Below are 26,023 nucleotides of genomic sequence, written 5' to 3'. Positions count from 1 at the left end.
TTTTTTATTATATATGTTTCTAAAGTAAGGTAATTTTTTACATTTTTTTATTATTTGTTTTTAATTTAAACTTCAATATCTATTGGATTATTGTCCTTTATTTTTGTAGGAATACAGACATACCTCTCCGTTTTGATAAATTTTGGTATAAGGCTGATTAATTGTCTTGTTGTCCTTTGCAATGAAGTAATCCACTTTGTTTTTAATCATTCCGTCTGTAAAGTTTGTTTCATTCGATGTTTTTTCACATGACTGTATCTCCTTTTTCAATATGAATGACATGTCTCCGCCACGGTCAGCCCAAATTGTTTTGTTCATGTATTGTGGATCATGATTCATCAGCCATTCTCCCACAGCCTTTTCCTCTGAAGCTGCAGTTTCAAAGTTCGGATGCATTTGATTGTCGAAGGTATGGGGGGAATTCCCCAGAGCATAGACTCCTGAACAGATCAATATTAAACAAATTAAACCGATTGGAGCTATAATTCTGATTTTTTCAATATATTTCATTGATTTAAGCTTATCGAAGATTAATGAAAGGGATAATATGATGTAATAAACGACAACCGGCAGCATAGGTATAAAATACCTGTCCACTTTGATGTGGTGGAATGTGAAGAATGTAAAGTTGATTGCAAACCAAAAAATCATTATGAAGTCAAATGATATGTAGTCGACATCAGTTTTATATAATGCCCTATAAAGCGCCAGAAGTGATATTGAAACCAGTATTATTGACAGCAATGCTGAAATTTTAATGAATGTGGCTATGAATATCACCAATGTGATGGCGAATATCACCAACTTTATCTTATTTTCTTTAGTCTTTAAAATTTCCCTGTTTTTTTGACTGAACAGCTTTTTAAGATACAGTACCAGTCCAATAAGAAGAATTGCTATGAGTATATATGAGATGAATGACGGATTCCCTCCAAGCCACTGCATTTTTTCTATGCTGAATGACCCCGGTTTCAGGGAGTACGGAATGAAGTTAGGAGTTCCCAGGTATATCGGGAAGTTTTTTATGTAGTAGAATATGTTGTTTTGTGCGGTGTCGATAACGGCATGGGTAGCGCCTGAAATGTCTTGGCCCTGGTCTAGGAAAAACAGTCCTATGTTCATGTATTGGTAGATTCCAATGAATAGAGCAAAAACCAATCCTCCAAGGCCTATCCCAATCACTATGTCTTTTATGTTCTCTTTTATGTATGTGATAGGTTTTTCTACAAGGAAAAATTGGATTAAAAGTACTGGAATCATTAGACCTACTGTAAATCTTGTGAAAAATCCGAAAGCGACAAGGGGAAATGCAATGTAGAAGTATTTCGTGTTCTTTCTGAATGCCAGCATCATAAAGTAGACTGACCATATTGATAGGCACATTCCTGGGATGTCCAGCATTCCTTTTGTAACCCATACGATAATTAATGGGAATGTGGATAAGAGCATTGATCCGGTAAAGCTTAAAACTTCGTCAAATCTTAATCTCAACAGGAAATACATTCCCAAAGCTGAAAATATGTAGAATACGCTACTTACGATAATTATTGTTCCATCTGATATGAATCCCATTCTGAAAAATATTGAAGTTATCATGGGGATTAGTGGAGACAATCCTCGAGTATTTTCCAATCCAGTATCATAGCCTGAATAAAACAGGGCATTGTTTAAATAGAAAAATACGTCTCTGACATAATATACTCCAACTTTCAAGTCAATATTGAGAAGTAATAGGGTAATTGCAGTCACGATTACTAATATTGATGAAATTGCAAGTATATCTCTTTTATGATCTTTAAAATTCATTCTGACACCTCATTAAAATGACCCGAATATGAATGAGACAAATGCAATCAGCATTCCGATTTTCAGATATTTTGAAACTTTTTTGGCTGTAGCTCTTTCCTGATTTTTAAGGATTAAAACTGCAGAATATAGGAATAATATGGCTGCAATTGCTATTATTGCCAAATAATAGATTCCGAAGATGTTGATGTGGTATAGCAATGGGCATAATGCACAGTCAATGATTATCAGTATGGCCGCTAAAATGGCGGTTGTCCTTTCACCATATAGTATAGGAAGTGTTCTTGCCCCTTCTAACTTATCTCCTTCCACATCTTCAATATCTTTTACAAGTTCACGTGCAGTTGTCATTACAAATGCGAAAAATCCTAAATAAATTGAAGTGATAATTATATTTGGATTATTTAGCGTAAATCCTCCGAATACAAATCCGAATCCTGTCATGAATCCCACAGCAAGGTTTCCCAATAGTGGTGTTGATTTTAATTTGTATGCGTACAAATAAAGAACAACGTCAGCTAATAGAACAATCATGAATGGAATCCAATTGTTTGTCATGAAGCTAATCATGAAACCGCAAACTGTTCCAAGAGCAAATAACAGGTATGCATAGTTTCTTCCGTTTTTCAGGGAAATTCTTCCTGATGGTATTGGCCTTTCGGGTTTGTTTACCAAATCTATATTATAATCAAAATAGTCATTTATCACATTTCCTGCTGCAGTTTCAAAAAATACCGTGAGCATTGCAAGTATTATGGGCATGTTGAAACTTCTGTCTATAATTGCCACTAAAATAATTACAATTGCGCTCATTATGGCATTTCCAGGTCTTAAAATCTCAATATAGGGATTCATTTTAATCTCTCTATAAATTACTAATTTTTAATTTTTTTATCTGATTCTACTTTTGTAGTAAATAAAGCATACTTTTATATAATTATAGCATATACATAATATTAGTATTCTATTTAATAAAATTATTACTTAAATTAATTTATTAGCTGGTGTTAAATTTGGATAAAATTAAAATAGCTATTGTTGGAATGGGAAACTGTGCGAGTTCTCTCATTCAAGGAATTCATTATTATGATGGTAAAAATCCAGAAGATGCAATAGGACTCATGCATTGGGATATTGGAGGATACAAACCCAGTGACATTGATGTCGTTGCAGCTTTTGATGTTGATGAGCGAAAAGTTGGAAAAACAATTGATGAGGCAATATTTGCAAAGCCTAATTGTACTACTGTTTTCCAAGAAGATATCCCAAAATATGATGTTACTGTAAGTATGGGTCATGTTTTGGATGGTGTTGCAGAACATATGTCTAAATATGATGATGAATACACTTTCGTCGTAAGCGATGCTGAACCTGTCGATGTCGTTAGCGTTTTGAAAGAAAGCGGTGCTGAAATTTTAGTTAACTACTTGCCTGTAGGTTCTGAAGAGGCTGCAAGGTACTATGCACAATGCGCTCTTGATGCTGGAGTCGCTTATGTTAACTGTATGCCTGTATTTATTGTTAGTGATGATGAATGGGATGCAAAATTCAAAGAAAAAGGAATTCCTATTGTTGGGGATGACATTAAAGCTCAAATTGGTGCTACTATCACTCACAGAACACTGGCTAACTTATTCATGGATAGGGGTGTAAAATTAGATAAGACCTATCAAATTAATACTGGTGGTAATACTGATTTTCTCAATATGCTTAATAGGGACAGATTAGATTCTAAAAAAGAGTCTAAAACTGAAGCAGTTCAGTCTGTTTTAACTCAAAGAATGGATGATCGTGACATCCACATTGGTCCTAGTGATTATGTCCCATGGCAAAATGATAATAAGTTATGTTTCCTCAGAATGGAAGGACGTACCTTTGGTGATGTTCCAATGAATATTGAACTTAGGTTAAGCGTTGAAGATTCTCCAAACTCTGCAGGATGTGTAATTGATGCTGTAAGGTGTTGTAAAATAGGTTTAGAAAGAGGTGTTGGCGGACAGTTGACTTCCATTTCTTCATATACCATGAAACACCCTCCAATTCAATACACTGATGATGAAGCATATGAAAATGTTGAAAAATTCATTTCTGGCGATTTAGAAAGGTAATTTTTCAATTCTATTTTTTTTTAATTCGAATAGATATTTTTCAATATCTATTGTCAATTCTTTTTTGATTACTTTTAAACCAATTTTAATTTCATTCAATTTTTTCTTTAAATTTATATAATAATAAATACATATATTATAGTTGGATAATTTAAGATTACTTTATGAATAAAAATTAAAAGAGGTGTAATTAATGGCAAAAGTAAGATTTACAGAAACAGCACTTCGTGATGCTCACCAATCTTTACTGGCAACTAGGATGAGGACAAGAGATATGATTCCTATTGCGGAAGAAATGGATAAAGTTGGATATTTCTCTGTTGAAGCATGGGGTGGAGCTACTTTTGATACATGTATCAGATATTTAAACGAAGATCCATGGGATAGGTTAAGGCAATTAAAATCTGAATTTAATAATACTCCTATTCAAATGCTTTTAAGAGGACAGAATTTGGTAGGTTACAAACACTATCCTGATGATGTTGTAACAAAATTCGTAGAAAAATCTTATGAGAACGGAGTGGATGTTTTCAGGATTTTTGATGCTTTAAATGATATTAGGAATATGGAAAAAGCAATTAAGGTTGCTAAAGACCAGGGAGCACATGTTCAGGGAACAATTAGTTATACTATAAGTCCAGTACATACTTTAGATGATTTTGTAGATTTAGCTAAAGAATTGGAAGCTCTTGATTGTGATTCTGTTGCTATTAAGGATATGGCTGGTTTAATAACTCCTACTGCTGCTTATGATTTAGTTTCAGCATTGAAAGAAGAAACTGATTTGCTTGTAGATTTGCATTGTCATTGTACTAGTGGTATGACTCCAATCAGTTATTATGCAGCTTGTCAGGCTGGTGTGGATATTTTGGACACTGCTATCTCACCTCTGGCTTGGGGAACATCCCAACCACCAACTGAAAGTATGGTTGCAGCATTGCAAGGTACAGAATTCGACACAGGATTGGATTTAAAATTACTGGCTCATATTAAGAAATACTTTGATGATATTAAAGAAAAATACTCCGGCATCTTGGATCCAATTTCTGAAAGTATTGATGCTGATGTATTGTTATATCAAATTCCTGGAGGAATGCTTTCAAATCTTATTTCACAGCTTAAAGAGCAAAACGCTCTTGACAGATATAATGATGTATTGGAAGAAATGCCTCGTGTTAGAAAAGACATGGGATATCCTCCTCTTGTAACTCCAACAAGCCAAATTGTAGGTATTCAATCAGTTATGAACGTGTTAGGTGGAGAAAGATACAAAACAGTATCTAATGAAGTAAAAGAGTACATGAAAGGAATGTACGGTAAACCTCCTGCACCTGTAAATAAAAAAATATCTGAAAGAATTATTGCTGATGATGAGGTAATTACATGCAGGCCTGCAGATTTACTTGAACCTGAATTTGACAAGTTCAAATCAGAAGGTGAAGAAAAAGGATTTGTCAAATCTGATGAAGATGCTTTGACTTATGCATTATACCCTCCAATTGCACCTAAATTCCTCAAGGGTGAAGCTGAAGAGGAAGAACTCAAGCAGGCAAATGTGATTAACGAGGATGAGGGTATTGGAATTCCAACACAATATAATGTTGAAGTTGACGGCGATGTATTTGAAGTTAAAATCATGCCAACAGGATTCATGGAACTTGAAGAAACCGACAGTGGTAATTTCAAACCTGTTGAAGGTGGCGTAACTTCATCAATGCAAGGTATGGTAATCAAACTCAATGTTAATGTTGGGGATAAAGTTACTAAAGGCTCAACAATCTGTGTTATTGAAGCTATGAAGATGGAAAACGATATACAATCAGAAGTTGACGGTATCGTAGAAGAAATCTTTATAGAACCTGGTGATGCAGTTAGTGCTGGAGATACTTTAATGGTAATCAAATAGATTGCCATTTATTTTACTTTTTTTTAATTATTTTATGTAATATTTTTTTAACAGAGGGGTTGTTTTTTTATGAAGGATATTTTTGATGAATGTCAATTGGCCGATTTGAAACTTAAAAGCAGGATAGTCAGAACAGGTACCTGGGAAACAGAAACGGAAGAAGGCGGATTTTTAACACCTGCCATTTATGATAGGTATGAAAAGATGGCAGGCAGTGGTGTTGGGGCAATAATATCTGAAATATTTGCACTTGACCATAAAGACAGATTCTTTCCGTATTCCGCCAGCTTAAATTATAAGGGGTTCATTAAGGATTATAAGCTGGTTACTGATATCGTACACAGCCATGATGTTCCTATCTTGGGGCAGCTGGCCTTTTTCTATTATGATGATGGTGAAAATCAGAAGGTGGAAGCTAATGAAATAACCTTGGAAGGCATAAGAAAGTTGCAGGCCGAAGTCATAATGGCTGCTAAAAAGTTTTCATTTGCCGGTTTTGATGGAATTCAAATAAATATGGGTAATAATTTTTATTTGGCTCGTTTCATGAATCCATATTTCAATCAAAGGGAAGATAAATATGGTGGAAACACTGAAAATCGTGTAAGAATATCTTCTGAAATTATTAAAGTCATTAAAAATTCAATGGACATGCATGTAAGCTGCAGAATTAATCCATGGGATGTTAGAAAAGGTGGAATGACTGCTGATGAAAGTATTGCCATTGCACGTGAGCTTGAAAAGGCTGGTGCAGACAGCATTCAATTGACTGCACGTACAATTTCACAAATTTATGATAAAGGTGAAAAACATCCGTTCTTAATCTATGCTGATGATTTGATTGATGCGGTTGATATTCCTGTTATTTTAGGAGGATCATTAAGGGAAATGTCTAAAATCAATGATGTATTGAATAATTCAAAAGTTGATTTTGTTTCAATGTCCAAACCATTTGTGGCCCAGGCCGACTTTTTGGCGGATTGGAAAGAAAATGGCGAAGGGGTAGCAATCTGTCAAAGCTGCAACAATTGTTATTCTAAAAAAACAAGCACCTGTTTTAAATACTCTGAATAAATAATTAATAAGAAAAAGAAAAATTAGAATTTGAAGAGTTGTTGGCGGAATCTAATGTTATTTACGCTTTTTCTTTGGAGCTGGAAGTTCCCCATACATTGATTCCAACAATTCTGCCAGAAATGCTTTATTTTCAACATCACTAACGAGCAGCATTTCCTTTGCACCTTCATATGGCAATTCCATATCGCCGTCTGGCATCATTGTCATTGCAGAGTTTACGGGCTTTACGAGGAAGCGGTCATCGTAAATACCTCCAACAATCTTTTCCCGATAGTATATGATGTATTCTCCCATCATTGCCCGATAGGATATGCCATCTAAATCAGACAGCTGTTCCAGTATATATTCCAGATATTCCTTACTTGAGGTCATGTTCAAATCTCCTAATTATGGAAAATTCATAATTTTTCAACCATTCGAATTCTTAATTTCAAAGCTTATAATTTTGAAAGTATTTTGATATTCATTACTTTAATGAATGTTATTTGTTATTTTTATTAAAGAGTCATAATCTTAATCTTTTTTCTCCAGTGGCATGTAGATAAACTTATTGAAAATATGTTTTTGTGAAAAAAGATGTTGCAAATAATAAAATAAGTTAAAAATAAATAAAAAAATTCTTTAAAGAATTTGAATAAATCCTTTAAAGATTAAGAGGCTATACTTTCAAATCCTTTTGTAGCAAGTAATCTGGTGAATGAACCTTCTGGTTTCATTATGATGTTTCCATTAGAATATTCTTTTAATGCTGTTTGTACCATTGCATTTTTCTTATTTGGATCTTTTGTAGCATTAACAAGTGCTTTTACTAATACCATTACTGCATCTCCTCTAGACATATTTCCTTGCACGTTTTCGTTACCAGGATAACCTTGGTAAGCGTCGTTTTGACGTATAATTTCTGTCGCAGTAAGGTTGGTTGCTTCACCATCTACTATAAGTGGGCTGGCAGAATTAATAACACTGTCTACAGCTACATCGTATACGACAACTACAGCATCTGCTTTCATTCCAGTGTTGGCTTCTACTATTTCTTTAGCATAATCCATACCCTGATCTACTCCGTCCCAGAGGCAATCGTGCATAAACATTTTACCTCCCAGACCTCCCGGTGCGGGTTGTGTAGGGTGTGTCATTCCTCCAGGATATACTGGAGTGTAATTTTTCAATGACCCGTTTTCTAAACGAATCATAAATGCCATGTCTACTCCACCATTGGACTGTTCAGTTTTATCAGAAGCTAATACAAGTATATTCTTACTTTCAGCAGTCAAATCCGGACCGCTGAATAATGATCCTGCGATTACAGCGACAAGACCAAGAAGAACAATGACAAGAATAGCTATAATTAATTTTTTTGTTCTATTCATTTAATTCACTCGCATTAATTTTTGATGTAAATTAAATTATTCATGTAATTTTTATATAAATACTGAAATGTATTTATTTAATATTTAATTGTTTTAATTATATAAAATTTTTCACAATTGGTTCATTTGGTTCAATTATATCGAGTCAACAAAATTTCCTTCAATCGTGTGTCGTCTTGCTTTTCATTTGAAATTTGTGAGTTGTATTTCGATTCCAAATAATTATGCTCTCCATCTTTGTTCAATTGTTCTGTTCTTTCTTTTTTGTATGTTTCAATGGATTTATCAAGGAGTTTATTGAATGTATTTATATCGATATTTGATTTTGGCGCATTTTTAATCATGTTGTTTATGTCCGGTGTAATTTCGTTTCCTATCCAAACAATTTCATAGATGGAATCTCCTGATGCGAAGTATGCATGGGACTGATTGTTCTTAATGTAACTGTTATATTGGCAGTAATGCCTAACCGGATGGTCTGATATGGTTAAGTTTTTACTGTGGTCCATTTCGCATGCCCAAAGCCCAATGCTTTTCGGTATATTTCCGTCAATACACCTGATGGAAAATATGTCATCTAATTTGTATTTGTCGTTGATTGTTTTTCCACCTTGATATTTTGAAGGTATTTCAAATTCAATGTCGTTTATTTGTACTGCCATGTCATTTTGGGCGCAGACAGAACTTATAAGAAAGAAAGTTATGAGCAATATCCATATTTTTTTCTTCATGTTGTGTTTCTTTTTGTTTGTTATCTATTAAAAAACTTTTTAAACACAAATTAACAATATATTTATAGGAGGATTTGTTATGGCAAAAGATGACCGGAGTGCCGTTAATCCGTTTACCGGTAAATCCCACTTCGATATAATAAATGATGATAAATTTCTGCAGGACTCATATAATGAGTATTACTCTCTCATCAATCAATCCCGGCTTCTAGACAATACTCCTCAGGGTCAGTTGGTTAGAAATGTTGCAATCAGATTAATTCGTGCCGTTGAGGATTATCTTTCCAAAATAGGTAGGAGCGATTATACTGAAGATTATTATGACTGGGATTTTCATTTGATTGCAGACAATACCATAAATGCATTTTGCATGCCCGGAGGTAAGATAGTAATGTTTTCAGGCATACTGTCTGTTGCAGATAGCGAAGAAAAGGTCGCATTTATTTTAGGTCATGAAATGGCTCATGCACTTCTCGATCATTCCAGAACTAAGATAAGTGCTCAAAATGCTCAAAATGCCATTACTTCTGCAGTTTGGATTGGTAGCTTTGCTTTAGACCTTGTTGGGTTGGGTGATGTAGGTAGCCTTACAAGAGCAGCCACCAATGTTGCAAGCGTAGGCTCCCAATTTTTCCTGCTGAATCCATGGGGAAGAGACCAGGAATTGGAAGCTGATAAGCTGGGAATGATGATAATCCATTGGGCAGGCTATGACATTTCGCAGATTCCTAGTTTCTGGCAGAGCATGGCCGGCGGAAATCCTAACGACCATGATTTTTTCTCGACCCACCCTTCTGACGATAAGAGAATTTCAGTTATGAATGAACTGATTAATGAAATTGAAAATCAGAAGGATTTCTATTCAGCTCCGGTTTTAAATGAGGTTCCTACACCTAAAGAGGAATTTAAAAGGTCTCATTTGATTAGCGAGGATAAAAAATATTGTCAAAACTGTGGTGCTGTTGCAGGTAAGGAGGATAAGTTTTGCACTGAATGCGGTGCCAAATTCGAAGTTGAGTTGAAATGTCCAAACTGTGGGGCTTTGGTAGATGTTGGCGATTTGTTCTGTACAAATTGTGGAAAGAAACTTGATTAGGTGATTAGATGGATGATAAAGTGAAATATGTTAATAGGTCTTCTTACAGAGTGAAAGTAATAAGGTCTCTTGAAAAAGATGTTATGATGCCTACAGAAATAGCGGAGGATAGTGGTATTTTACCTAATCACATATCCAATGTATTGAGGCAATTGAAAGAAAAAGAACTTGTTGAGTGTATTAATCCTGAAGTTAGGAAAGGCCGTCTTTACAGATTGTCTGATGAAGGATTGGATATCCTCGATAAATTGGAATAGCTACTTTTTTTCTACTTTTTTATTTTTTCATTATTTTTTTTCGAAATGTTTATATACTAGTTTTAGTTAATATATTGTGTGTAAGTTATTAACAACTTATTAACAAAGTTCATGAAGAATCTAAAAATTTTTAAAGGAAGTGAAAAGCTATGGTAAAAGTATCTCAAAACCAGGATTTGGATTTAATTTTTGTAATTGACAGAAGCGGATCAATGTGGGGATCTGAAAATGATACTATCGGAGGATTCAATGCATTTATCGAAAAGGAAAAAAACAAAGAGTTCAATACAAGAGTAACTACAATTCTTTTTGATGACCAATATGAAGTGCTATATGAAAGAAAAGAAATTGGAGATGTTTCACCATTGACATCCAATGAATATTATGTAAGAGGTTCAACCGCACTTTTGGATGCAATCGGAAAGACAATTACCTCATTGAACAGCAAAATTGAAAACAATGTGCTGTTTGTCGTAATGACTGACGGAATGGAAAATGCTTCTGTGGAATTTTCAAAGTCCCAGATTAAAAACATGATAAACAGCCACAGTTGGGAATTCATTTTCATCGGTGCGGATATTGATTCATACTCCGAAGCGGGGTCAATTGGATTCAAAAAATCAAGAATTGCCAATTATGAAAAATCCCAACAGGGGGTTGAAGACATGTACTGTTCAGTTGCATGTTTCAGCGACCGTATGAGAAGTGGGGAAAGCATGGACTTGGATGATGTTGATTGGAAAAAGGATTTAAGAAAGTACGATTAGCTATTTTTCATATTCGGTTAAATCTTTTATTCCCAATTTTTTGAATGCTCGTTTCCGCCTCATGCAACTTTCGCAGACGCCGCAGTGTTTTTGCCTGCCTGCATAACATGAATAACTTAGTTCCATTGGAGCATCAAATTCCAGGCCCAGTTTAACAATTTCCTCTTTATTCAAATCAATGGCCGGTGCTTCAATTCTTATGTTTCCAGGAGAGCCGATTCCTATCAATTCATTGAATGCGTTCATGAATTCTTTGGAATTGTCTGGAAACGTTGCGGCTTCTTCAGCATCCCATCCGACGATTATTATCTCTGCACCAATGCTTTCGGCGAAGGATGTTGCAATGGAAGTAAACACCATATTTCTTGCAGGAACCCAGACACTGTCTGCGGTTTCTTTGCTTTTTTCCAGATTGTCCAGTTCGTCTTCGTTGATTTCTGGGATGTCTTCATCAGTATTCAGGCTTGAATTGCTGATTTGTGCCAGCCATGGTAGGTCAATCACGTGATGTTCAAATCCCATTTTTTCGCATATTTCTTTTGAAGCTTCAAGTTCTCTTTTAAAGCTCTTTTGCCCGTAATCAAAAGTAATGGCATGAATTTCATAGTCTTTTGCATAGACACTTGTTGCAACGGTGCAGTCAAGACCTCCGGACAATACTGAAATTGCCTTTTTCATTTTATCAAATCCCTAACTTTTCTTAATGGGATGCCTGTTTTTTCAGCAATCTTTTTTAAGTCTTCATATTCTGCTCTTGATGAGATTAGCTCTCCGTTGACATAACCGTTTTTGAATGTAACTTCAAACAGCTCTCCATTAATATCATATTCCTTTTTAACAAATTCTCTTTTTGCAATTCCGCGATGCAAGTTTGGCGCTATTCGGATTCCCAAACTTCCTGTTTCTTTAAAAATGACATCAATAAGCTTGTCTCTGTTTTTTCTTGGAGAGATTACTTTCAAAAGGCTTCCCTGGCGGTTCTTTTTCATGATTATTGGGGTGATTGAAACATCACTCGCCCCTTCATTCAATAGCTTGTCGAAAAGATATCCTAACTCTTCGCCGGTTAAGTGGTCAAGATTTGTTTCGATAACATCTATTTCATCACTTTCGCTAATGTCTGAAGTTTCTATAATTCTTAAAACATTAGGATGGTCAAAATCCTTTTTTCCTGCTCCGTATCCTACTTTTTTAGGCTTTGCTTTTGGAATGAATTCCCTTATCTCATCACATATTTCTGCATAGATTGCACTGCCGGTAGGTGTTGCAAGTTCGCTTTCAACAGGGCCTCCAACAATATTTGCATCTTTTAGAATTTCTAAAACTGCAGGGGCTGGAACAGGTATTGTTCCATGTGCAGTTTCTATCCTGCCCCCTCCAACGGCAATTGGAAGGCCAATTATTTTTTGATTATTCAGGTTAAGTGAATAGTATGCGGATATTGACCCTATCACGTCAGCTACAGCATCGCTTGCTCCGACTTCATGAAAATGTATGGTGTCCATGGTTTTCCCATGAACTTTTGCTTCCGCTTTGGCTATTCTTTCAAATACTCTTATTGAAGTTTTTCTGATGTTTTCATCCAATTCCAGATTTCCAATCTTTTCGATGAATTCTGGATAGTTTAGCGAAGGTGACTTTTCGGTCATTTTGACATGGCAGTATGTCGAATCGATTCCATGTTTTGAAACCTTGCTGAAGCTCACTTCAACCTCGCCGAACGGTCTGGCGGATTTTTCCATTATTTCCTTTAGTTTATTTTTATCAGCACCCAAATCAACCAGGGCTCCAATAATCATGTTTCCAGCTATTCCGCTGGATTGAGGGTCAATAATAATTGTCATGTTAAAATTTCCTTTGAAAGTAATATGATATAAAATTTAAATTAAATAATTAATATACTATATGTATAACATTATTAGGTCATAACATGAAAATTGATATCATTGAAAAGGATTATGGAATTTGCATTAACAATCCAAATCATTTTTTGGCTTTCAGTGATTTCACTGTCGGTGATGGAATTGATATTGTTGAAAATGTCAACATAGTCAAGGCTAAGGATGATTTCAAGTCAACAGCCAAAAGGGCTGAAGTTTTCAACGGGTCTCAAGGTTCATACATTGCCCAGGCAACTGAATCCCTCAATTATTTTAAAAATACTTATGGTGATTTGACCCTTTTCACATTCATGGCAAACGATGTTGTCGTTGAAGAGTTCACAAATCATTTGAAAGTTGCCAATTCTCCCAAGGGTTTTCATGATGCAAGAATTAATCTGAGTCACGTTTTATATGTTGATAAGGTATTGTCTCCAAGGAATCTGCTTAGGATATTTAAGATAATTGCCAATGTCAAGGCGAAGGTATTGGCTAATATGGCTTTGCCTCTCCACATTCAAAACATATTGAATACTGATGATTTTCTTGCAGTTTTGTCAAATGTCCCTCAAAGTGATTCCAAAAGCCTGGACATAAACAATGCAGAATATGATGAGGTCGATTTCGATGAATTGAGGATTCGCATTGAAGATGCAGTTGAAATCAGCATTGAGGATGCCTTCGAAAGACTTGATTTAACTTTCGGAATTCTGGATTATTTTGTTGCTGAGGGAATTCTTATTGGGGATTTGGTCGATGCAGGAATGGAGCTTGTTGATGATGATGAAGTTACTGATGAGCTGAAGGAAAAGATGAAGTCTCAAATTTTCAAGTCTTTAACTGATATCAATGTTATTGCACTGATTGTAGCTGCAATGAGAACTGAACAGGACTTAACCGGAAACCGCATAAGGGAATTTGATTTAAGTGACGGTTCGGCTTATTTGTATGCTGATGATGTATTGGGTATGGCCATTTCAAATCAGATTGCAGGAACAAAAGCAACTTTTAATTTCAAACGATATGACGAAGCAAAACCTGGCATAATTTATGGATTGCCTCCAGTTTTGGAGGATATATTTGCGGGTTTGATAGCCGGATGCATATCTAAAATATTTGAGGAATGATTATGGAAGATGATAGCTATTTTGAGGATGAGGAGTTCTCACCGGTCAAGTCCCTGTTGGGTCTTTTGACATTTTCAACAATATTGCCTATTCACGTTTACACTTCAATAGAATACATGACCAAATTGACATGGTGCTGGCCGTTTCTTCACCTGTTCATAGGTGTTCTGGCAGGAATATGCGGTTATGTCTGTCTGAATTTCTTGCATTTGAATTTATTTTTCACAGCAGCGATAGTTTATGCATTTTTGATGATTATTACGGGTTATAATCATTTGGATGGTGTAATGGACATGGCAGATGGGGTTATGGTTCATGGAGATCCTGAACGCAAAATCGGAGTGATGAAGGATCCTTCTGTCGGTGCAGGTGGCGTTGCAACATTATTTTTGGTTGCCAGTTTGACAGTGGCAGGGTTATATAATATTTTGGCTTATAAATTCCTATTTGGAATTGTCATCTGTGAAATGGTTGCAAAGACTTCTCTTCTTACGACAGCACTTTTATCCAAACCGCTGACTCCAGGAATCGGAAGCTATTTCATGTTTGAAACCACTCCTTCAAACTATCTGATATCAACAGTTCTTGTTTGCGCAATTTCCTTTTTGTTGGGTGGCGTTGTTGGTGTTCTTGGTGTTTTGGGAGCCATGTTTTCCGGAATAATAATAGCTCTTGTTGCAAGAAGAAATTTTGTGCTTGCCAATGGTGACGTTTTGGGAATGAGCAATGAAGTCGGTCGATTGATGGCATTGCTGTTTATGGCATCAGCATTATATTTCTTCTAATTTTTCTATTTTTAAAGCAATTTATCGTATTTAAATTAATATTGTTGTCTTAAAAAGCATTAGTTTATTAATTAGGTGGCATATAATTAGTTTTGATGTGTGTGCCACTTGCTATTCAACATATTCATCACCTCCATCTTAAAATTAGTTTCTTCGTGAAAATCTTATTTGAGCAACAAACATCAATATTTAATATTCGTGTGGAGTAAGTGGCCCCATATCATTGTTGCACAAATTATTTAACATTTAAAATTTAAAATTTAGATTAATCAATTTATTTTTTTGGATATTATGAATGTAAATGTTTTAAGATTGGATCACAGATTAAAAAGGGATACTCGTATAACAACTCATGTATGCTTGACTGCCCGTGCATTTGGAGCAAGCAAAATCTATCTTGCAGGCGAAAGGGATAATAAACTCATGGAAAACGTAAGGGATACATCATCAAGATTCGGTGGAAATTTTGAAATTGAATACACTGAAAGTTATATGGGCATCATCAATAAGTGGAAAGCTGACGGCGGAAAAGTAGTTCACCTGACAATGTACGGGTCACAGGCTCATGAAGTGGCTCCTGAAATCAGGCAGGACGGTTCTGATATTTTGATTGTTGTTGGCGGTGCTAAAGTTCCTGGAAAGGTTTACAAGGCTGCAGATTGGAATGTTTCCGTTACAACCCAACCTCACTCTGAAGTGTCTTCACTTGCGGTATTCCAGCATTTGTTGATGGATGGCAAGGAGTTTGAATTGGAATTTGAAAATCCTGTGCTTGAAGTCATTCCGACCGCTCACGGAAAGAATGTCAATATCCACAATGAAAACCGTTAGGATATGAAGTCGTCCAGTCTTTTAACGGCTTTTAATTTATCATCTTTTTTTATTTTTGCCTGGTCAATGGCATCTCTGATGGTTTCTATTGAATTGTCATAGACTTCCCTGTCAACAGGATATGGAAAACCGTCTTTTCCTCCGTGGGTAAAACTGTATTTCACCGGATCCTTCCAGCTTGCAGGTTCTCCATAGACCAAATCTGATATTAATGCCAGTGCCCTTATTTTTTTAGGACCTATTCCCTGAAGGAGAATTAGTTCCTCATAATTTTCAGGCTGTATTTCCCAGGCTTTCGTTAAGACTTCAAATTCCTTATCTGAAATGTCCATGTCTAAGACAGGGTGGTGTTCGGGCATTGTAAAATCTTCCAATAGCATTTGATTGTCCTTTCTTTTAAAATATTGTCTTAAATGATTAGGATTGTCATTTATCAAATCAACGCTTATTTTTTGTGCTTCCTTGCTGTCTTTTGAAGACATGTTTAGTGTATTGGGGGTTTTTTTATCGCATGAAATCCCGCTGTGGGGGTCATTCAATAGTTTGTCTACCTCCTCTCCAAGCCAATGGTATCTACGAGCATATTTTGTTTCGGTGTTTAAGCCTTGCTGAACAACGGCCCAATCGCCTTTTTCGGTTACAAAGAAGTTGTGCTGATATAATGTGTATCCATCCTGAATGCATGAATTATCAATTTTGGCAGATAATTTGCTTGTCTCAACGAGCTTTTCAGTTGTTTTGGTTTTCAGGTTAAATACTTCTCCCGCATGTTCTATTCCTTCGGGTGTTTTTCTGGATCGCGCTCCTTTGCCTCCAGTCAGATAAATTCCATGTTCTTCGGGAGACAGTGATGCTTTCAGGGCTCCTAACGTGGTTGTTGTGGTTCCTGAGGAATGCCAATCAAAACCTAAAACGCAGGAAAATGCTTGAAACCAGTAAGGATTAGAAATTCTGTTTAAAAATTCATTTAAACTGTATTCCTCTATGATTACTGAAGCCAAAGCTCCTGACAAATCAACCATTCTTGAAAATAGCCATGCTGGTGGATGGCCTCCATGAAGTGGTAAATTAACTGCTCCTCTTCTTTGCATGGTAATTTTTTATATTTTTTATTTATATTAGATTTTTACCGAGAGCATTTGGAAAGTATTATTATAATAATTATGTCCGGTTTCCATCTTTTCAATTTGAGTTTCGATTGTTGTGTCATCAAGTTTGCATTCAGCATTGCTTCATAAACAAGGATTGTTGAGGCATATCACAAAATTTACTATTAATTGATTTATAATTAAATATTGTAATTAATTTAGAATTATTTAAAATTTGCAAAAAATATGTTTTAAATATATTACATAATATTTCTGATTAATTATAATGTTTCTGAATGAAATAATAAAATGCTTTCTATTTTCAATATTATTTTGAAAAGATTGGAATAACTCAATTAAAATTCAAATATGCATTTATAATTTTATATAATCTTCATAATGGAGTGTAACAATAAAATTATTCTATTCCAAACATTTTTTTCTAGACTATCAAATGCATACATTGCCAGTTTTCATGTTGGGTTCAATATATTGTGAATGGGGATTTTGAATTTTTATATATTTTAATACATTCAACAGTAACTATATAAAGTAAAAAGTACATAATTATTTGTTGTATAATTAGTGTAAAGAGAAAGTTGTTGATATTTCACTTAATACTATGTTATATTTATTAACAAATTATTTAATCAAAATTATTTAGGAGCGTAATTATTATGGCTATAGAAAACGGAGATTTTGTTAGAGTAAATTTCACTGGTAAAGTTAAAGAAACTGATGATGTATTTGATACTACTTATGATGAAATAGCACAAGAAGCAGGTATTTTTGAAGAAAACAAAACTTACAAACCAATTCCTATTGTTGTTGGAGGAAACCACTTATTACCTGCTATTGAAGAAGCAATTATAGGTTTGAAAGAAGGTGACACTAAACACATTGAAGTGGATTCCGATAATGCATTCGGTGCAAGAGATCCTAAAATGATTCAGTTAGTGCCAATCAAAGAATTCAGAAAACAAGGCATGAACCCTGTTCCTGGTATGAAAATCCAATCTGAAGGCGCTACCGGTAAAATCTTAACCGTAAACGGTGGAAGAGTTAAAGTCGATTTCAACCACGAATTAGCAGGTAAAGACTTAATTTATGATGTTGAAGTAACAGAAATCATCGAAGATGAAGCAGAAAAAATCAAAAGTATGATTGAGTTACACTACTCCAACCCTAATGTTGATGTTGACAAAACTGAAATTGATATCGTAGACGGCGTTGCAAACATCAAATTGGATGAAATGGCTAAATTCGACCAACAATCCTACATGGATGTTACCTTTGCAAGATTCAGAATCGCTAAAGATATCTGGGATAACATAGAAAACATTACCAAAGTAAACTTCGTTGACGAGTTTGAAAAAAGAGAAGAATCCGACGACGAAGAAGATGAAGAATAAACTTATTTTATGAGTTATTTTAAATAACTCTTTTCCCTTACTTTTTTTTACATAATTTAATATACTACTTTTTACATATTACCCTTCATGTTAGAACTTGAAGAACTGTTGGCTATTTTCAACGAAGAAAAGACACTGACTATGGATAAAGAAGCGGTCTCCACATGCAATTACTACTCTCAGGAGGCACAGAAAATCACCTGTGAGATTAATTGCAAGTATCATGACCTTGATGAGATTCGTGAATTGTTCTCCGAATTGATTGGTGAAGAGGTCAGTGATGATTTTAGACTGTTCCCGCCGTTTACAACTGATTTTGGAAAAAACATACATATCGGAAAAAACGTTTTCCTCAATTCCGGCTGCAGATTCCAGGATGAGGGAGGCATTTATATTGGTGATAATGTGCTGATTGGCCACAATGCTGTTTTTGCTACACTGAACCATGAAGAAAATCCTCAAAGAAGAGGCAATTTGATTCCAGCTCCTATTAGGATAGGCGACGGTGTGTGGATTGGATCCAATGTTACAATCCTTCCGGGCGTTACTGTCGGCAGAAATGCTATCATTGCTGCCGGTGCAGTTGTCACAAAGGATGTGGATGAGAATACTGTCGTTGCTGGGGTTCCCGCACGCTACCTCAGAGACATTAAAATGGATTAGATTTTTTTACCGTTGTGGATTGCTACAATTGCAGGAATCTTGTCTACTTTTAGCCTGTACATGGCTTCCATACCTTCTTTCTCAAACAAAACACATTCCTTTTCCAATACTTTGCTTGTAAGCAGTGCAGCTACGGGCGGGGTTATTGCAAAAATTGAATTGTTCTTTTCTAGGGATTTGGCAGTATCATCGCTCAGCATTCCCTTTCCGATATGTATCTTGACGCCGTTTTCGCTTAAAAATCCGATTGTGGATTCGATTTCTTCCTTGTTGCTTGTTGTCGGGGCGATGCCTGCTTTGCTGAAAGCGGTATGCATAATGACCATTCCATTAGTATCAAATGGAACGTTGCCCCTTTTGATTAAGTCAACAAATTGGGGAAGTGCTGCATCACGGCCGGTGTAGATTGTTCCTGAAATCGTAATCTGGTCGCCCACATTAAGATTGGATAAATCATCATCGCTGATTGGTGTAGTTAAATCTTTCATAATTATTTGTTTTGACATTAATTTTTAATATATTTTTTAATTTTTCACTTTTTTCATAACCTATTTAAATGTTTATTAACATATATAATTCATATTCTATATTTATTTATGATAAATATATTAGGAGATTTTAAAATTGATTATTATTGATGAAGATTTATGTAAAGGATGTCATCTTTGCTTATTCATGTGTTATAAGAATGTATATGCAATATCTCCGGAAACTAACAAGAAAGGTGTTCAATTACCTTTTACTAAGTTCGAAGAGAGATGTACAAAGTGCGGTACCTGTGAAGTGGCATGTCCAGATCAAGCCATTACAGTTGATTTACCAGAAAATTGGTGGATGAAAGACGGCAATGATGTTAATTTCAATCCTAACTTTACAAAGGAGAAATAGAAATGTCTGAAGAATTTTTTATTCAAGGAAATGAAGCATGTGCTAAAGGAGCAATAGCTGCAGGTTGCAGATTCTTTGCAGGTTATCCTATTACTCCATCTACAGAAATTGCAGAAACTTTAGCCCGTGAATTGCCAAAAGTTGGTGGTTCATTTGTCCAGATGGAAGATGAAATTGCATCTGCTGGCGCTATCATCGGTGGTTCTTGGGGAGGTGCCAAGTCAATGACTGCAACATCAGGACCGGGTATTTCATTGATGCAGGAAAATATCGGTTATGCATTCATGAGCGAAACTCCGATAGTTATTGTTGATGTTCAAAGAGGTTCTCCTTCAACTGCTCAACCGACCATGGCTGCTCAAGGTGATATGATGCAAGCTCGCTGGGGATCTCATGGGGATTATGAGCCTATTGCGCTGTCCCCGTCAAGCGTACAGGAATTTTTTGATTTCACAGTAAAGGCATTCAATTTGGCTGAAGAGTACAGGGTGCCTGTTTTTGTCATGGCGGATGAGGTCATTGGACATATGAGGGAAAAGATAGTTGTGGATGAAAATATTGAAATCGTCCCAAGAAAAAGACCTGAAAAATCAGATGATTTCCTGCCGTTTGAAAATATTGAAAACGGAACAACACCGATGCCTGCTTTCGGTGACGGATTTAACATACATGTAACCGGACTCACTCACGATGAGAGAGGTTATCCGGATACAAACAATCCTGAAACTCACGATAAACTCATTCAAAGAATTTGTGATAAAGTTCTAAACAATAAAGATAAGATTTGTTCTCTAAAAGCTGAAAACTGTGAAGGAGCAGATATTATCATAGTATCCTATGGAGCGCCTGTAAGGTCTGTTGTTGAAGCTATGAAAAGAAGCGATAAGAAAGTCGGCTTCATTAAGATAGATACTCCTTGGCCGTTCCCTGATGAAAAGATTGCCGAGTTGACAAAAGACGCAAAAGACATACTTGTAGTTGAAATGAATTTGGGTCAGATGTATTATGAAGTTGACCGCGCATGCAAAAGGAATTCCAATGTCCATCTGATGGGTGTCATCGGAGGACTTTTGCCAACTCCTGATGAAATTTTAGAGCAAGTCGATAGGTTAGGAGGAAACTAAAATGACTGAACATAAACAAAATAGATTTCTCCCTTATTTAAGAGAAGACAGATTGCCTCACATTTTCTGCCCTGGCTGTGGAAATGGGGCTATTATAAATGCATTTCTTGCAGCAATGGAAAAAGCAGAAATGGATTTTGACAATATTGCTATGGTTTCCGGAATTGGATGTTCTTCAAGAATTCCTGGTTATTTAAAATGCGATTCCCTTCACACTACTCACGGAAGGGCATTGAGTTTTGCAACCGGTTTGAAAACAGCCAATAAGGATTTGGATGTTGTAGTATTCACAGGTGATGGTGATGCAGCATCCATTGGTGGTAATCATTTAATCCATGCGGCAAGAAGAAATATTAATTTAACAGTAATTTGTATCAATAATAATATTTATGGTATGACTGGGGGTCAAATCAGCCCTACATCTCCTAAAGGCAGTTTCGGAACAACTGCTCCATACGGTAACCAGGATACTCCATTCCATTTAGCTGAACTTGTTGCGGCTGCTGGAGCCAGTTATTCAGCAAGATGGACTACAGTTCAAATTGAAAACCTTGTTTTATCCATAAAAGAAGGATTGAAAAATCCTGGTTTTTCATTTATTGAAGTTGCAACACAATGTCCAACTTACTTCGGTCGTAAAAACAAGTTGAAAACTCCTACTGCAATGGTTGCTGTCATGAAAGCAAATACAGTATTCAAATCCGCTGCCGAAAGGATGAAACCAAAAGAACTTGAAGGAAAAATAGTTGTTGGCGAATTTGCAAATACTCAAAAAGACGAATTTACTGAAAACATTGATAAAATTAGTGTAGAAAAATCTGGTAAGAGAACTCTTATCAATTCTGCATATGAAGCGGAGTTATAGGTGGATAAAATGAGAACTGAAATTAGAATTTGTGGATTTGGAGGTCAGGGAATTATTCTTGCAGGCATTATTTTAGGTAAGTCTGCAAGTCTCTTCGACGATAAGGAAGCTGTTCAAACCCAATCATATGGTCCTGAAGCTCGTGGTGGGGCTTCCAAATGTGAAGTTGTTATCAGTGACAGCACTGTTGACTATCCTAAAGTTCAAAGTCCCGATATTTTAGTGGCTATGTCTAACGAAGCTTTAATGAAATATATTGTGGATTTGAAAGACGGGGGAACATTGATTGTTGATCCTGGAACAACTGATGTTGAAGATGTTAAGGAATTCATTGAGGAACATAATATTGAAGTTTATGAAGCTCCTGCAACCAAAACAGCTACAGATGAAATCGGATTGAAAATCGTAGCAAATATCGTTATGGTTGGAGCAATTACAAAAATAACTAAAGTTATATCTAAAGAGGCAGCTATTAAAGCTATTGAAGTTAGTGTACCAAAAGGAACTGAAGAGAAAAATATCGCTGCTTTCGAGGCAGGATATGCTTTAGCGGATTAGGTGTTATTATGAAATTTTTTGAAAACGTTGCAAAAAAAATTTTTAATCAAGAAGGAATACCAATTTTGGAAGGTCATGTCGCTTACTCTCCTGAAGAGGCAATGACTATTTCTTCTGAAATGGATGTTCCAGTTGTTGTCAAAGCACAAGTTTTAACCGGTGGAAGAGGTAAGGCTGGTGGTGTCAAATTTGCAGATAATCCAGGTGAAGCTTTAAAAGTTGCTGATGAAATTTTAGGAATGGAAATTAAAGGTGAAAAGGTAAAACACCTTTTAATTGAAGAAAAAGCTGAAATTCTAAATGAGTTCTTCGTAACTGTGTCTATTGATAGGGGCGCAAGAAGACCTGTAATTTTGGCAAGTAGTGAGGGTGGAGTTGAAATTGAAAATTTAGCTAAAACTAACCCTGAAAAGATTATCAAATACTATCCAAATCCTTTGATTGAATTTTTACCATATGAAGCACGTGAAATCGCACGTAAGATGAATGTTCCATCAGAATTAATCTCTCCGATGGGTGATATGATTTGGAAACTCTACAATGTATTCGACAAATATGATGCAGATACTGCTGAAATCAACCCATTGATTTCAACTCCTGATGGACTGGTTGCTGCGGATGCAAAATTGGTGGTCGAAAACGATTCACTCTTCAGACATCAGGATTTGGTCGAAAGACTCCATTATAAAAAGAAAGGTGTTGACTTTGTACAATTGGATGGAGATATTGCAGTAATCGGTAATGGTGCAGGATTAACATTGACTGCTATGGACATGATTAAATTGAATGGTGGAGAACCTGCAACTTTCCTTGATATTGGTGGTGGAGCTTCAGAACAAATCATTAAACAGTCATTAAACCTTGTTTTAAACTATGAACCTGTTAAAGTAGTGTTCCTGAATGTTTTGGGCGGAATTACAAAAGCGGATGATGTGGCTCGCGGTGTAATCCATGCATTGAAGCAAACCGATAGGGAAGTCCACATTGTTATCAGATTAACCGGAACCAATGAAGAAGAAGGTCAAAGACTTTTAGAGGAAGCAGGCATTCCATATGAAACTTCAATGGAAAAGGCGGCTATTAAGGCTGTTGAGCTATGCAATGAGTTAAAAGCAGAAAGTAAATAGTATGAAATTTTTTGCTGTCAATGGTTCACCAAGGAAAAATTGCAATACTGCTCAACTCTTGGACAAGTCCCTGGAGGGTGTCATGGATGTTTTTCCTGATGCTGAGGTGAAAAGAGTTGACCTGTATGATTTTCCTTTCCATGGTTGCAAAAGTTGTTTTGCATGCAAAAGGATTAATGGAGCTCATTATGGTAAATGTGTGCAAAAGGATGATTTAAAACCTATTTTGGAAGAATTGGTCCATGCTGATGGCATAATATTGGGTTCTCCAATTTATCTTAGTGATGTAACCGGAAATATGAGGTGCTTTTTGGAGAGATTCATATTTCCTTTCGTAGCTTATAGTAAAGTTGAGGTTGTAGAACATAAAAGAATGCCTTTGGCTTACATTTATACTATGAATGCTCCAGAGGAGGTTTCATATCAGATTGGTTATCATGATTTGCATGATCACTTTGAAATGGGTTTGAGTGGTGTATTTACAAAAGTGGAACATCTTTATGTATATGATACATACCAATTCAAAAATTACTCAAGATATGTCTCCGATATGTTTGATGAAAGTAAAAAAAGACATGTTCGTCAAACACAATTTCCTAAAGATTTGGAAAATGCATTTGAACTTGGAAAAGGTGTGGCTATTCGAGCAAAACAACTCGACTAACTTCAGATTCATTAACCAGCTCTTTACCGCATTCATCACCTATTTTTTTTGCAAATTCTTTAACTTCACTAAATAAGGGCATATTTTCCAGGCTTAAGCGTTGGCGTGATGAGCCTACGAACATATATGCTTTTACTTCAACATAGTCCGGGTCCGCCTTTTCGATAAGTTTCGCATACTCTTCAGGGTTTTCCATATTTCTTCCCTTAACGCATGTGTTTCTTATGCAGGTACGTGAGTTAAAGCTGGACAATAGTTCAAGTGACTCATTTAAATTGCTCCATGCATCGCTTATTCTGGGTCTGCACACTTCATTAAATGTTTTCTCATCAGGTGCATCCAAGGAAAGGTACAGTTGGTAAGGATCATTTTCAAGGTTTCCTAATCTGTCCGGGCATTGGCCGTTGCTCACGACAAATGTTGTAAAGTCACGTCGGTTGAACTCGCCAATAAGTTCATCGATTTTAGGATAGAGTGTCGGTTCTCCAGCTAGAGAAATGGCTGCATTTGTTGGATTTTTCATTTCTTCCAGTTTTTTCTTGTTTGCCTTGTCATTTCCATAATATCCGCATAACAAATTGTTTTGCGCTTCAATAGCTCCGTCAACTATGCTTTTTGGGTCATCGTATTCTTCATCTTCCCAATTGGTTTGGGTGTATGTCAGGTCTCTCCAACAGAATTCACATTCTTGCTGGCAGTTTGGAACTGCAGGAGACATTTGCAGGCATCTGTGGGAGTTGATTCCATAGAATTTTTCTTTATAGCAGACTCCCTTATCTACAATACTTTGACGTGTCCAGTGGCATGTTTTTACGGCAGCATGGCCGTGCTGTCCGACGAACCTATATCCGCTTTTTTCTAATTTTTCTATTTGGCTTTTGTTGAATGACATAAAATCACATTAATGTTTAGTTCTGCTAGTATATACATTTTTCAAGTTAGAATCAATTCAACATATTTTGAACAATATTGCAATTTAAAATATTTAAAATATTTATATGTTTAATTATTATAATTTTTCACATGAAATTATGGAATAAAAATCAAGAAAAATTATTTTTCATTAATTCGCTTAGAACGGCTTCTCCCGACCAGCTGTTCTACCGGGATGATGACGGCAAACTTTTGGCATACTGGCCGAAAGGATATCGGGGTGTCAAATCAACATTACAATCTAGAAATTCTCTGATTGGAAATTTTACAGAAAAATGGGTTGAAAACCTGTTTGAATCACTTATAGTTGACAAGAGGTTGTATGTGGTTAATCAGGCGAGGATTCCAGCTTTGGGAATTACTTCAAGCTCTCCTGCAGATATTGTGATTGCCACCAAGGATAAAAAAATTTTAAAAGCCAGTGAAGTTAAAGTAATATTTGAAGTGAAAATGTCCATTGTGTGGAACTGGCAATATGATGGGAAATCGGAGGATGTTTTCCAAATCGGTGATTTTAGAACTCATCAGGGAAAGCCAAGTTTCACACGTTCGGATTCAATTCTGAAAGCCATAGGCAAGTGCATTGACATTAGAGTTTCAAACTTCAAGTCCTCCAGAATCCCAATAATTGTTTTGGGAAATGCTCCCTTGTCAAACGGATTTTGCAAGAAAGCAGACCATCTAAAACATGCAGGCATCATTCAGGGATTTTGGTCATTGAATCCATTTCCGTTAAATCATGGCAATACCCGAAAGACAACTCCAAAAGGTGGTTTTTTAAGAATGGATTCGAGTGTTGAGCTGAAAATGCATCTGAATCGATTGTTTAATCAGGATTTGAATTTCTTTTCTGGAATGGAAAACTTGGAGTCTTTAGGTCAATATATTGAGATGGCGAATATGGAAAATAGTTATAAAAATAAAGGATTAAAATTTTTAAATCTGTTAAAGAGGTCTTAA

General features: G+C 35.8%; 28 protein-coding genes. 18 read left to right on the top strand and 10 right to left on the bottom strand.

Annotation, left to right across the window (positions count from 1 at the left end; genetic code table 11):
• Nucleotides 1-87 precede the first annotated feature (87 nt).
• Together QZV68_RS02715 and QZV68_RS02710 are read right to left on the bottom strand one after the other, a co-directional pair.
• Complete coding sequence (locus QZV68_RS02715) at nt 88-1,806, bottom strand: glycosyltransferase family 39 protein (RefSeq protein ID WP_296878323.1); 1,719 nt, start codon at nt 1,804-1,806, stop codon at nt 88-90.
• 12 nt (nt 1,807-1,818) lie between these two features.
• Nucleotides 1,819-2,661 carry a UbiA family prenyltransferase gene (locus QZV68_RS02710; protein ID WP_296878321.1) on the bottom strand — a complete coding sequence of 281 codons (843 nt, stop codon included), beginning with the start codon at nt 2,659-2,661 and terminating at the stop codon, nt 1,819-1,821.
• Between the two features lie 158 nt (nt 2,662-2,819).
• Here QZV68_RS02710 and QZV68_RS02705 point away from each other — a divergent pair, with 158 nt between their 5' ends.
• From QZV68_RS02705 to QZV68_RS02695, 3 genes are all read left to right on the top strand, one after another.
• Nucleotides 2,820-3,914 carry an inositol-3-phosphate synthase gene (locus tag QZV68_RS02705; RefSeq protein WP_296878319.1) on the top strand — a complete coding sequence of 365 codons (1,095 nt, stop codon included), beginning with the start codon at nt 2,820-2,822 and terminating at the stop codon, nt 3,912-3,914.
• Nucleotides 3,915-4,107: 193 nt separating this feature from the next.
• Nucleotides 4,108-5,820 (top strand): sodium-extruding oxaloacetate decarboxylase subunit alpha, encoded by a 1,713-nt coding sequence (gene oadA / locus QZV68_RS02700; RefSeq protein WP_296878318.1) that lies wholly within the window; start codon nt 4,108-4,110, stop codon nt 5,818-5,820.
• Between the two features lie 69 nt (nt 5,821-5,889).
• Nucleotides 5,890-6,894, top strand: a complete 1,005-nt coding sequence (locus tag QZV68_RS02695; protein WP_296878316.1) for a tRNA-dihydrouridine synthase — start codon at nt 5,890-5,892, stop codon at nt 6,892-6,894.
• A 57-nt stretch (nt 6,895-6,951) separates the two neighbouring features.
• Here QZV68_RS02695 and QZV68_RS02690 read toward each other — a convergent pair whose 3' ends face one another.
• The 3 genes from QZV68_RS02690 to QZV68_RS02680 form a co-directional block, all read right to left on the bottom strand.
• Nucleotides 6,952-7,269: a TfoX/Sxy family protein gene (locus tag QZV68_RS02690; RefSeq protein ID WP_296878314.1), complete on the bottom strand. Its 318-nt coding sequence runs from the start codon at nt 7,267-7,269 to the stop codon at nt 6,952-6,954.
• Nucleotides 7,270-7,547: 278 nt separating this feature from the next.
• Entirely contained in the window at nt 7,548-8,267 is a 720-nt protein-coding gene (locus QZV68_RS02685; protein ID WP_296878312.1) for a DUF4012 domain-containing protein, read from the bottom strand.
• A 131-nt stretch (nt 8,268-8,398) separates the two neighbouring features.
• On the bottom strand, nt 8,399-8,929 hold the full coding sequence (locus QZV68_RS02680) for a hypothetical protein (protein WP_296878310.1): 531 nt from the start codon (nt 8,927-8,929) through the stop codon (nt 8,399-8,401).
• 148 nt (nt 8,930-9,077) lie between these two features.
• On the opposite strand from QZV68_RS02680, the gene QZV68_RS02675 reads away from it, so the two are divergent.
• The 3 genes from QZV68_RS02675 (at nt 9,078) to QZV68_RS02665 (ending at nt 11,118) form a co-directional block, all read left to right on the top strand.
• Entirely contained in the window at nt 9,078-10,094 is a 1,017-nt protein-coding gene (locus QZV68_RS02675) for a M48 family metallopeptidase (RefSeq protein WP_296878308.1), read from the top strand.
• 8 nt (nt 10,095-10,102) lie between these two features.
• On the top strand, nt 10,103-10,351 hold the full coding sequence (locus QZV68_RS02670) for an ArsR family transcriptional regulator (RefSeq protein WP_296878306.1): 249 nt from the start codon (nt 10,103-10,105) through the stop codon (nt 10,349-10,351).
• Nucleotides 10,352-10,500: 149 nt separating this feature from the next.
• Nucleotides 10,501-11,118 carry a vWA domain-containing protein gene (locus QZV68_RS02665; protein ID WP_296878304.1) on the top strand — a complete coding sequence of 206 codons (618 nt, stop codon included), beginning with the start codon at nt 10,501-10,503 and terminating at the stop codon, nt 11,116-11,118.
• Here QZV68_RS02665 and queC read toward each other — a convergent pair whose 3' ends face one another.
• Both queC and larC read right to left on the bottom strand, forming a co-directional pair.
• Nucleotides 11,119-11,796 carry a 7-cyano-7-deazaguanine synthase QueC gene (gene queC, locus QZV68_RS02660; RefSeq protein WP_296878302.1) on the bottom strand — a complete coding sequence of 226 codons (678 nt, stop codon included), beginning with the start codon at nt 11,794-11,796 and terminating at the stop codon, nt 11,119-11,121.
• Entirely contained in the window at nt 11,793-12,962 is a 1,170-nt protein-coding gene (gene larC, locus QZV68_RS02655; RefSeq protein WP_296878300.1) for a nickel pincer cofactor biosynthesis protein LarC, read from the bottom strand. The genes queC and larC overlap by 4 nt, the downstream gene beginning before the upstream one ends.
• A gap of 86 nt (nt 12,963-13,048) precedes the next feature.
• Here larC and QZV68_RS02650 point away from each other — a divergent pair, with 86 nt between their 5' ends.
• The 3 genes from QZV68_RS02650 to QZV68_RS02640 all read left to right on the top strand — a co-directional run bounded on the left by QZV68_RS02650 (nt 13,049) and on the right by QZV68_RS02640 (nt 15,741).
• Nucleotides 13,049-14,125 carry a phosphatidylglycerophosphatase A gene (locus tag QZV68_RS02650; RefSeq protein ID WP_296878299.1) on the top strand — a complete coding sequence of 359 codons (1,077 nt, stop codon included), beginning with the start codon at nt 13,049-13,051 and terminating at the stop codon, nt 14,123-14,125.
• Nucleotides 14,126-14,127: 2 nt separating this feature from the next.
• Nucleotides 14,128-14,910 carry an adenosylcobinamide-GDP ribazoletransferase gene (cobS, locus tag QZV68_RS02645; RefSeq protein WP_296878297.1) on the top strand — a complete coding sequence of 261 codons (783 nt, stop codon included), beginning with the start codon at nt 14,128-14,130 and terminating at the stop codon, nt 14,908-14,910.
• 288 nt (nt 14,911-15,198) lie between these two features.
• Nucleotides 15,199-15,741 carry a tRNA (cytidine(56)-2'-O)-methyltransferase gene (locus tag QZV68_RS02640; RefSeq protein WP_296878344.1) on the top strand — a complete coding sequence of 181 codons (543 nt, stop codon included), beginning with the start codon at nt 15,199-15,201 and terminating at the stop codon, nt 15,739-15,741.
• On the opposite strand, the gene QZV68_RS02635 is transcribed toward QZV68_RS02640, so the two are convergent.
• Nucleotides 15,738-16,832: a DUF763 domain-containing protein gene (locus tag QZV68_RS02635; RefSeq protein WP_296878295.1), complete on the bottom strand. Its 1,095-nt coding sequence runs from the start codon at nt 16,830-16,832 to the stop codon at nt 15,738-15,740. The two genes, QZV68_RS02640 and QZV68_RS02635, sit on opposite strands and share 4 nt — an antisense overlap.
• A gap of 674 nt (nt 16,833-17,506) precedes the next feature.
• On the opposite strand from QZV68_RS02635, the gene QZV68_RS02630 reads away from it, so the two are divergent.
• Both QZV68_RS02630 and QZV68_RS02625 read left to right on the top strand, forming a co-directional pair.
• Nucleotides 17,507-18,241 (top strand): peptidylprolyl isomerase, encoded by a 735-nt coding sequence (locus tag QZV68_RS02630; RefSeq protein WP_296878293.1) that lies wholly within the window; start codon nt 17,507-17,509, stop codon nt 18,239-18,241.
• A gap of 87 nt (nt 18,242-18,328) precedes the next feature.
• Nucleotides 18,329-18,904, top strand: coding sequence for a sugar O-acetyltransferase (locus QZV68_RS02625; RefSeq protein WP_296878291.1), 576 nt, complete (start codon nt 18,329-18,331; stop codon nt 18,902-18,904).
• Here the strand turns inward: QZV68_RS02625 and QZV68_RS02620 are convergent.
• Nucleotides 18,901-19,392, bottom strand: a complete 492-nt coding sequence (locus QZV68_RS02620; RefSeq protein WP_296878289.1) for a fumarate hydratase C-terminal domain-containing protein — start codon at nt 19,390-19,392, stop codon at nt 18,901-18,903. The genes QZV68_RS02625 and QZV68_RS02620 overlap by 4 nt on opposite strands.
• A 136-nt stretch (nt 19,393-19,528) precedes the next feature.
• Between QZV68_RS02620 and QZV68_RS02615 the strand changes: the two genes are divergently transcribed.
• The 6 genes from QZV68_RS02615 to QZV68_RS02590 are packed head-to-tail and all read left to right on the top strand — an operon-like array spanning nt 19,529 to nt 24,130.
• Nucleotides 19,529-19,792: a ferredoxin family protein gene (locus QZV68_RS02615; protein ID WP_296878288.1), complete on the top strand. Its 264-nt coding sequence runs from the start codon at nt 19,529-19,531 to the stop codon at nt 19,790-19,792.
• 2 nt (nt 19,793-19,794) lie between these two features.
• Nucleotides 19,795-20,916: a 2-oxoacid:acceptor oxidoreductase subunit alpha gene (locus tag QZV68_RS02610; protein ID WP_296878286.1), complete on the top strand. Its 1,122-nt coding sequence runs from the start codon at nt 19,795-19,797 to the stop codon at nt 20,914-20,916.
• 1 nt (nt 20,917) lies between these two features.
• A complete protein-coding gene (locus QZV68_RS02605) occupies nt 20,918-21,781 on the top strand; it encodes a 2-oxoacid:ferredoxin oxidoreductase subunit beta (RefSeq protein ID WP_296878284.1) in 864 nt (287 codons plus the stop codon).
• A 9-nt stretch (nt 21,782-21,790) separates the two neighbouring features.
• The gene (locus QZV68_RS02600; RefSeq protein WP_296878282.1) at nt 21,791-22,339 is read left to right on the top strand and encodes a 2-oxoacid:ferredoxin oxidoreductase subunit gamma; all 549 of its coding nucleotides are present in this window, start codon (nt 21,791-21,793) and stop codon (nt 22,337-22,339) included.
• Nucleotides 22,340-22,347: 8 nt separating this feature from the next.
• Nucleotides 22,348-23,466, top strand: coding sequence for an ADP-forming succinate--CoA ligase subunit beta (sucC, locus tag QZV68_RS02595; protein WP_296878280.1), 1,119 nt, complete (start codon nt 22,348-22,350; stop codon nt 23,464-23,466).
• Between the two features lies 1 nt (nt 23,467).
• Nucleotides 23,468-24,130, top strand: a complete 663-nt coding sequence (locus QZV68_RS02590) for a flavodoxin family protein (protein WP_296878278.1) — start codon at nt 23,468-23,470, stop codon at nt 24,128-24,130.
• Here QZV68_RS02590 and twy1 read toward each other — a convergent pair.
• Nucleotides 24,105-25,022 carry a 4-demethylwyosine synthase TYW1 gene (gene twy1 / locus QZV68_RS02585; RefSeq protein ID WP_296878276.1) on the bottom strand — a complete coding sequence of 306 codons (918 nt, stop codon included), beginning with the start codon at nt 25,020-25,022 and terminating at the stop codon, nt 24,105-24,107. The genes QZV68_RS02590 and twy1 overlap by 26 nt on opposite strands.
• A 131-nt stretch (nt 25,023-25,153) precedes the next feature.
• On the opposite strand from twy1, the gene QZV68_RS02580 reads away from it, so the two are divergent.
• Complete coding sequence (locus tag QZV68_RS02580; protein WP_296878274.1) at nt 25,154-26,023, top strand: hypothetical protein; 870 nt, start codon at nt 25,154-25,156, stop codon at nt 26,021-26,023.

This window comes from uncultured Methanobrevibacter sp., from assembly GCF_902801725.1.
Taxonomy (GTDB): domain Archaea; phylum Methanobacteriota; class Methanobacteria; order Methanobacteriales; family Methanobacteriaceae; genus Methanocatella.
Note: the sequence above shows the minus strand (reverse complement) of the source record. Positions and strands in the feature narration are given on the sequence as shown.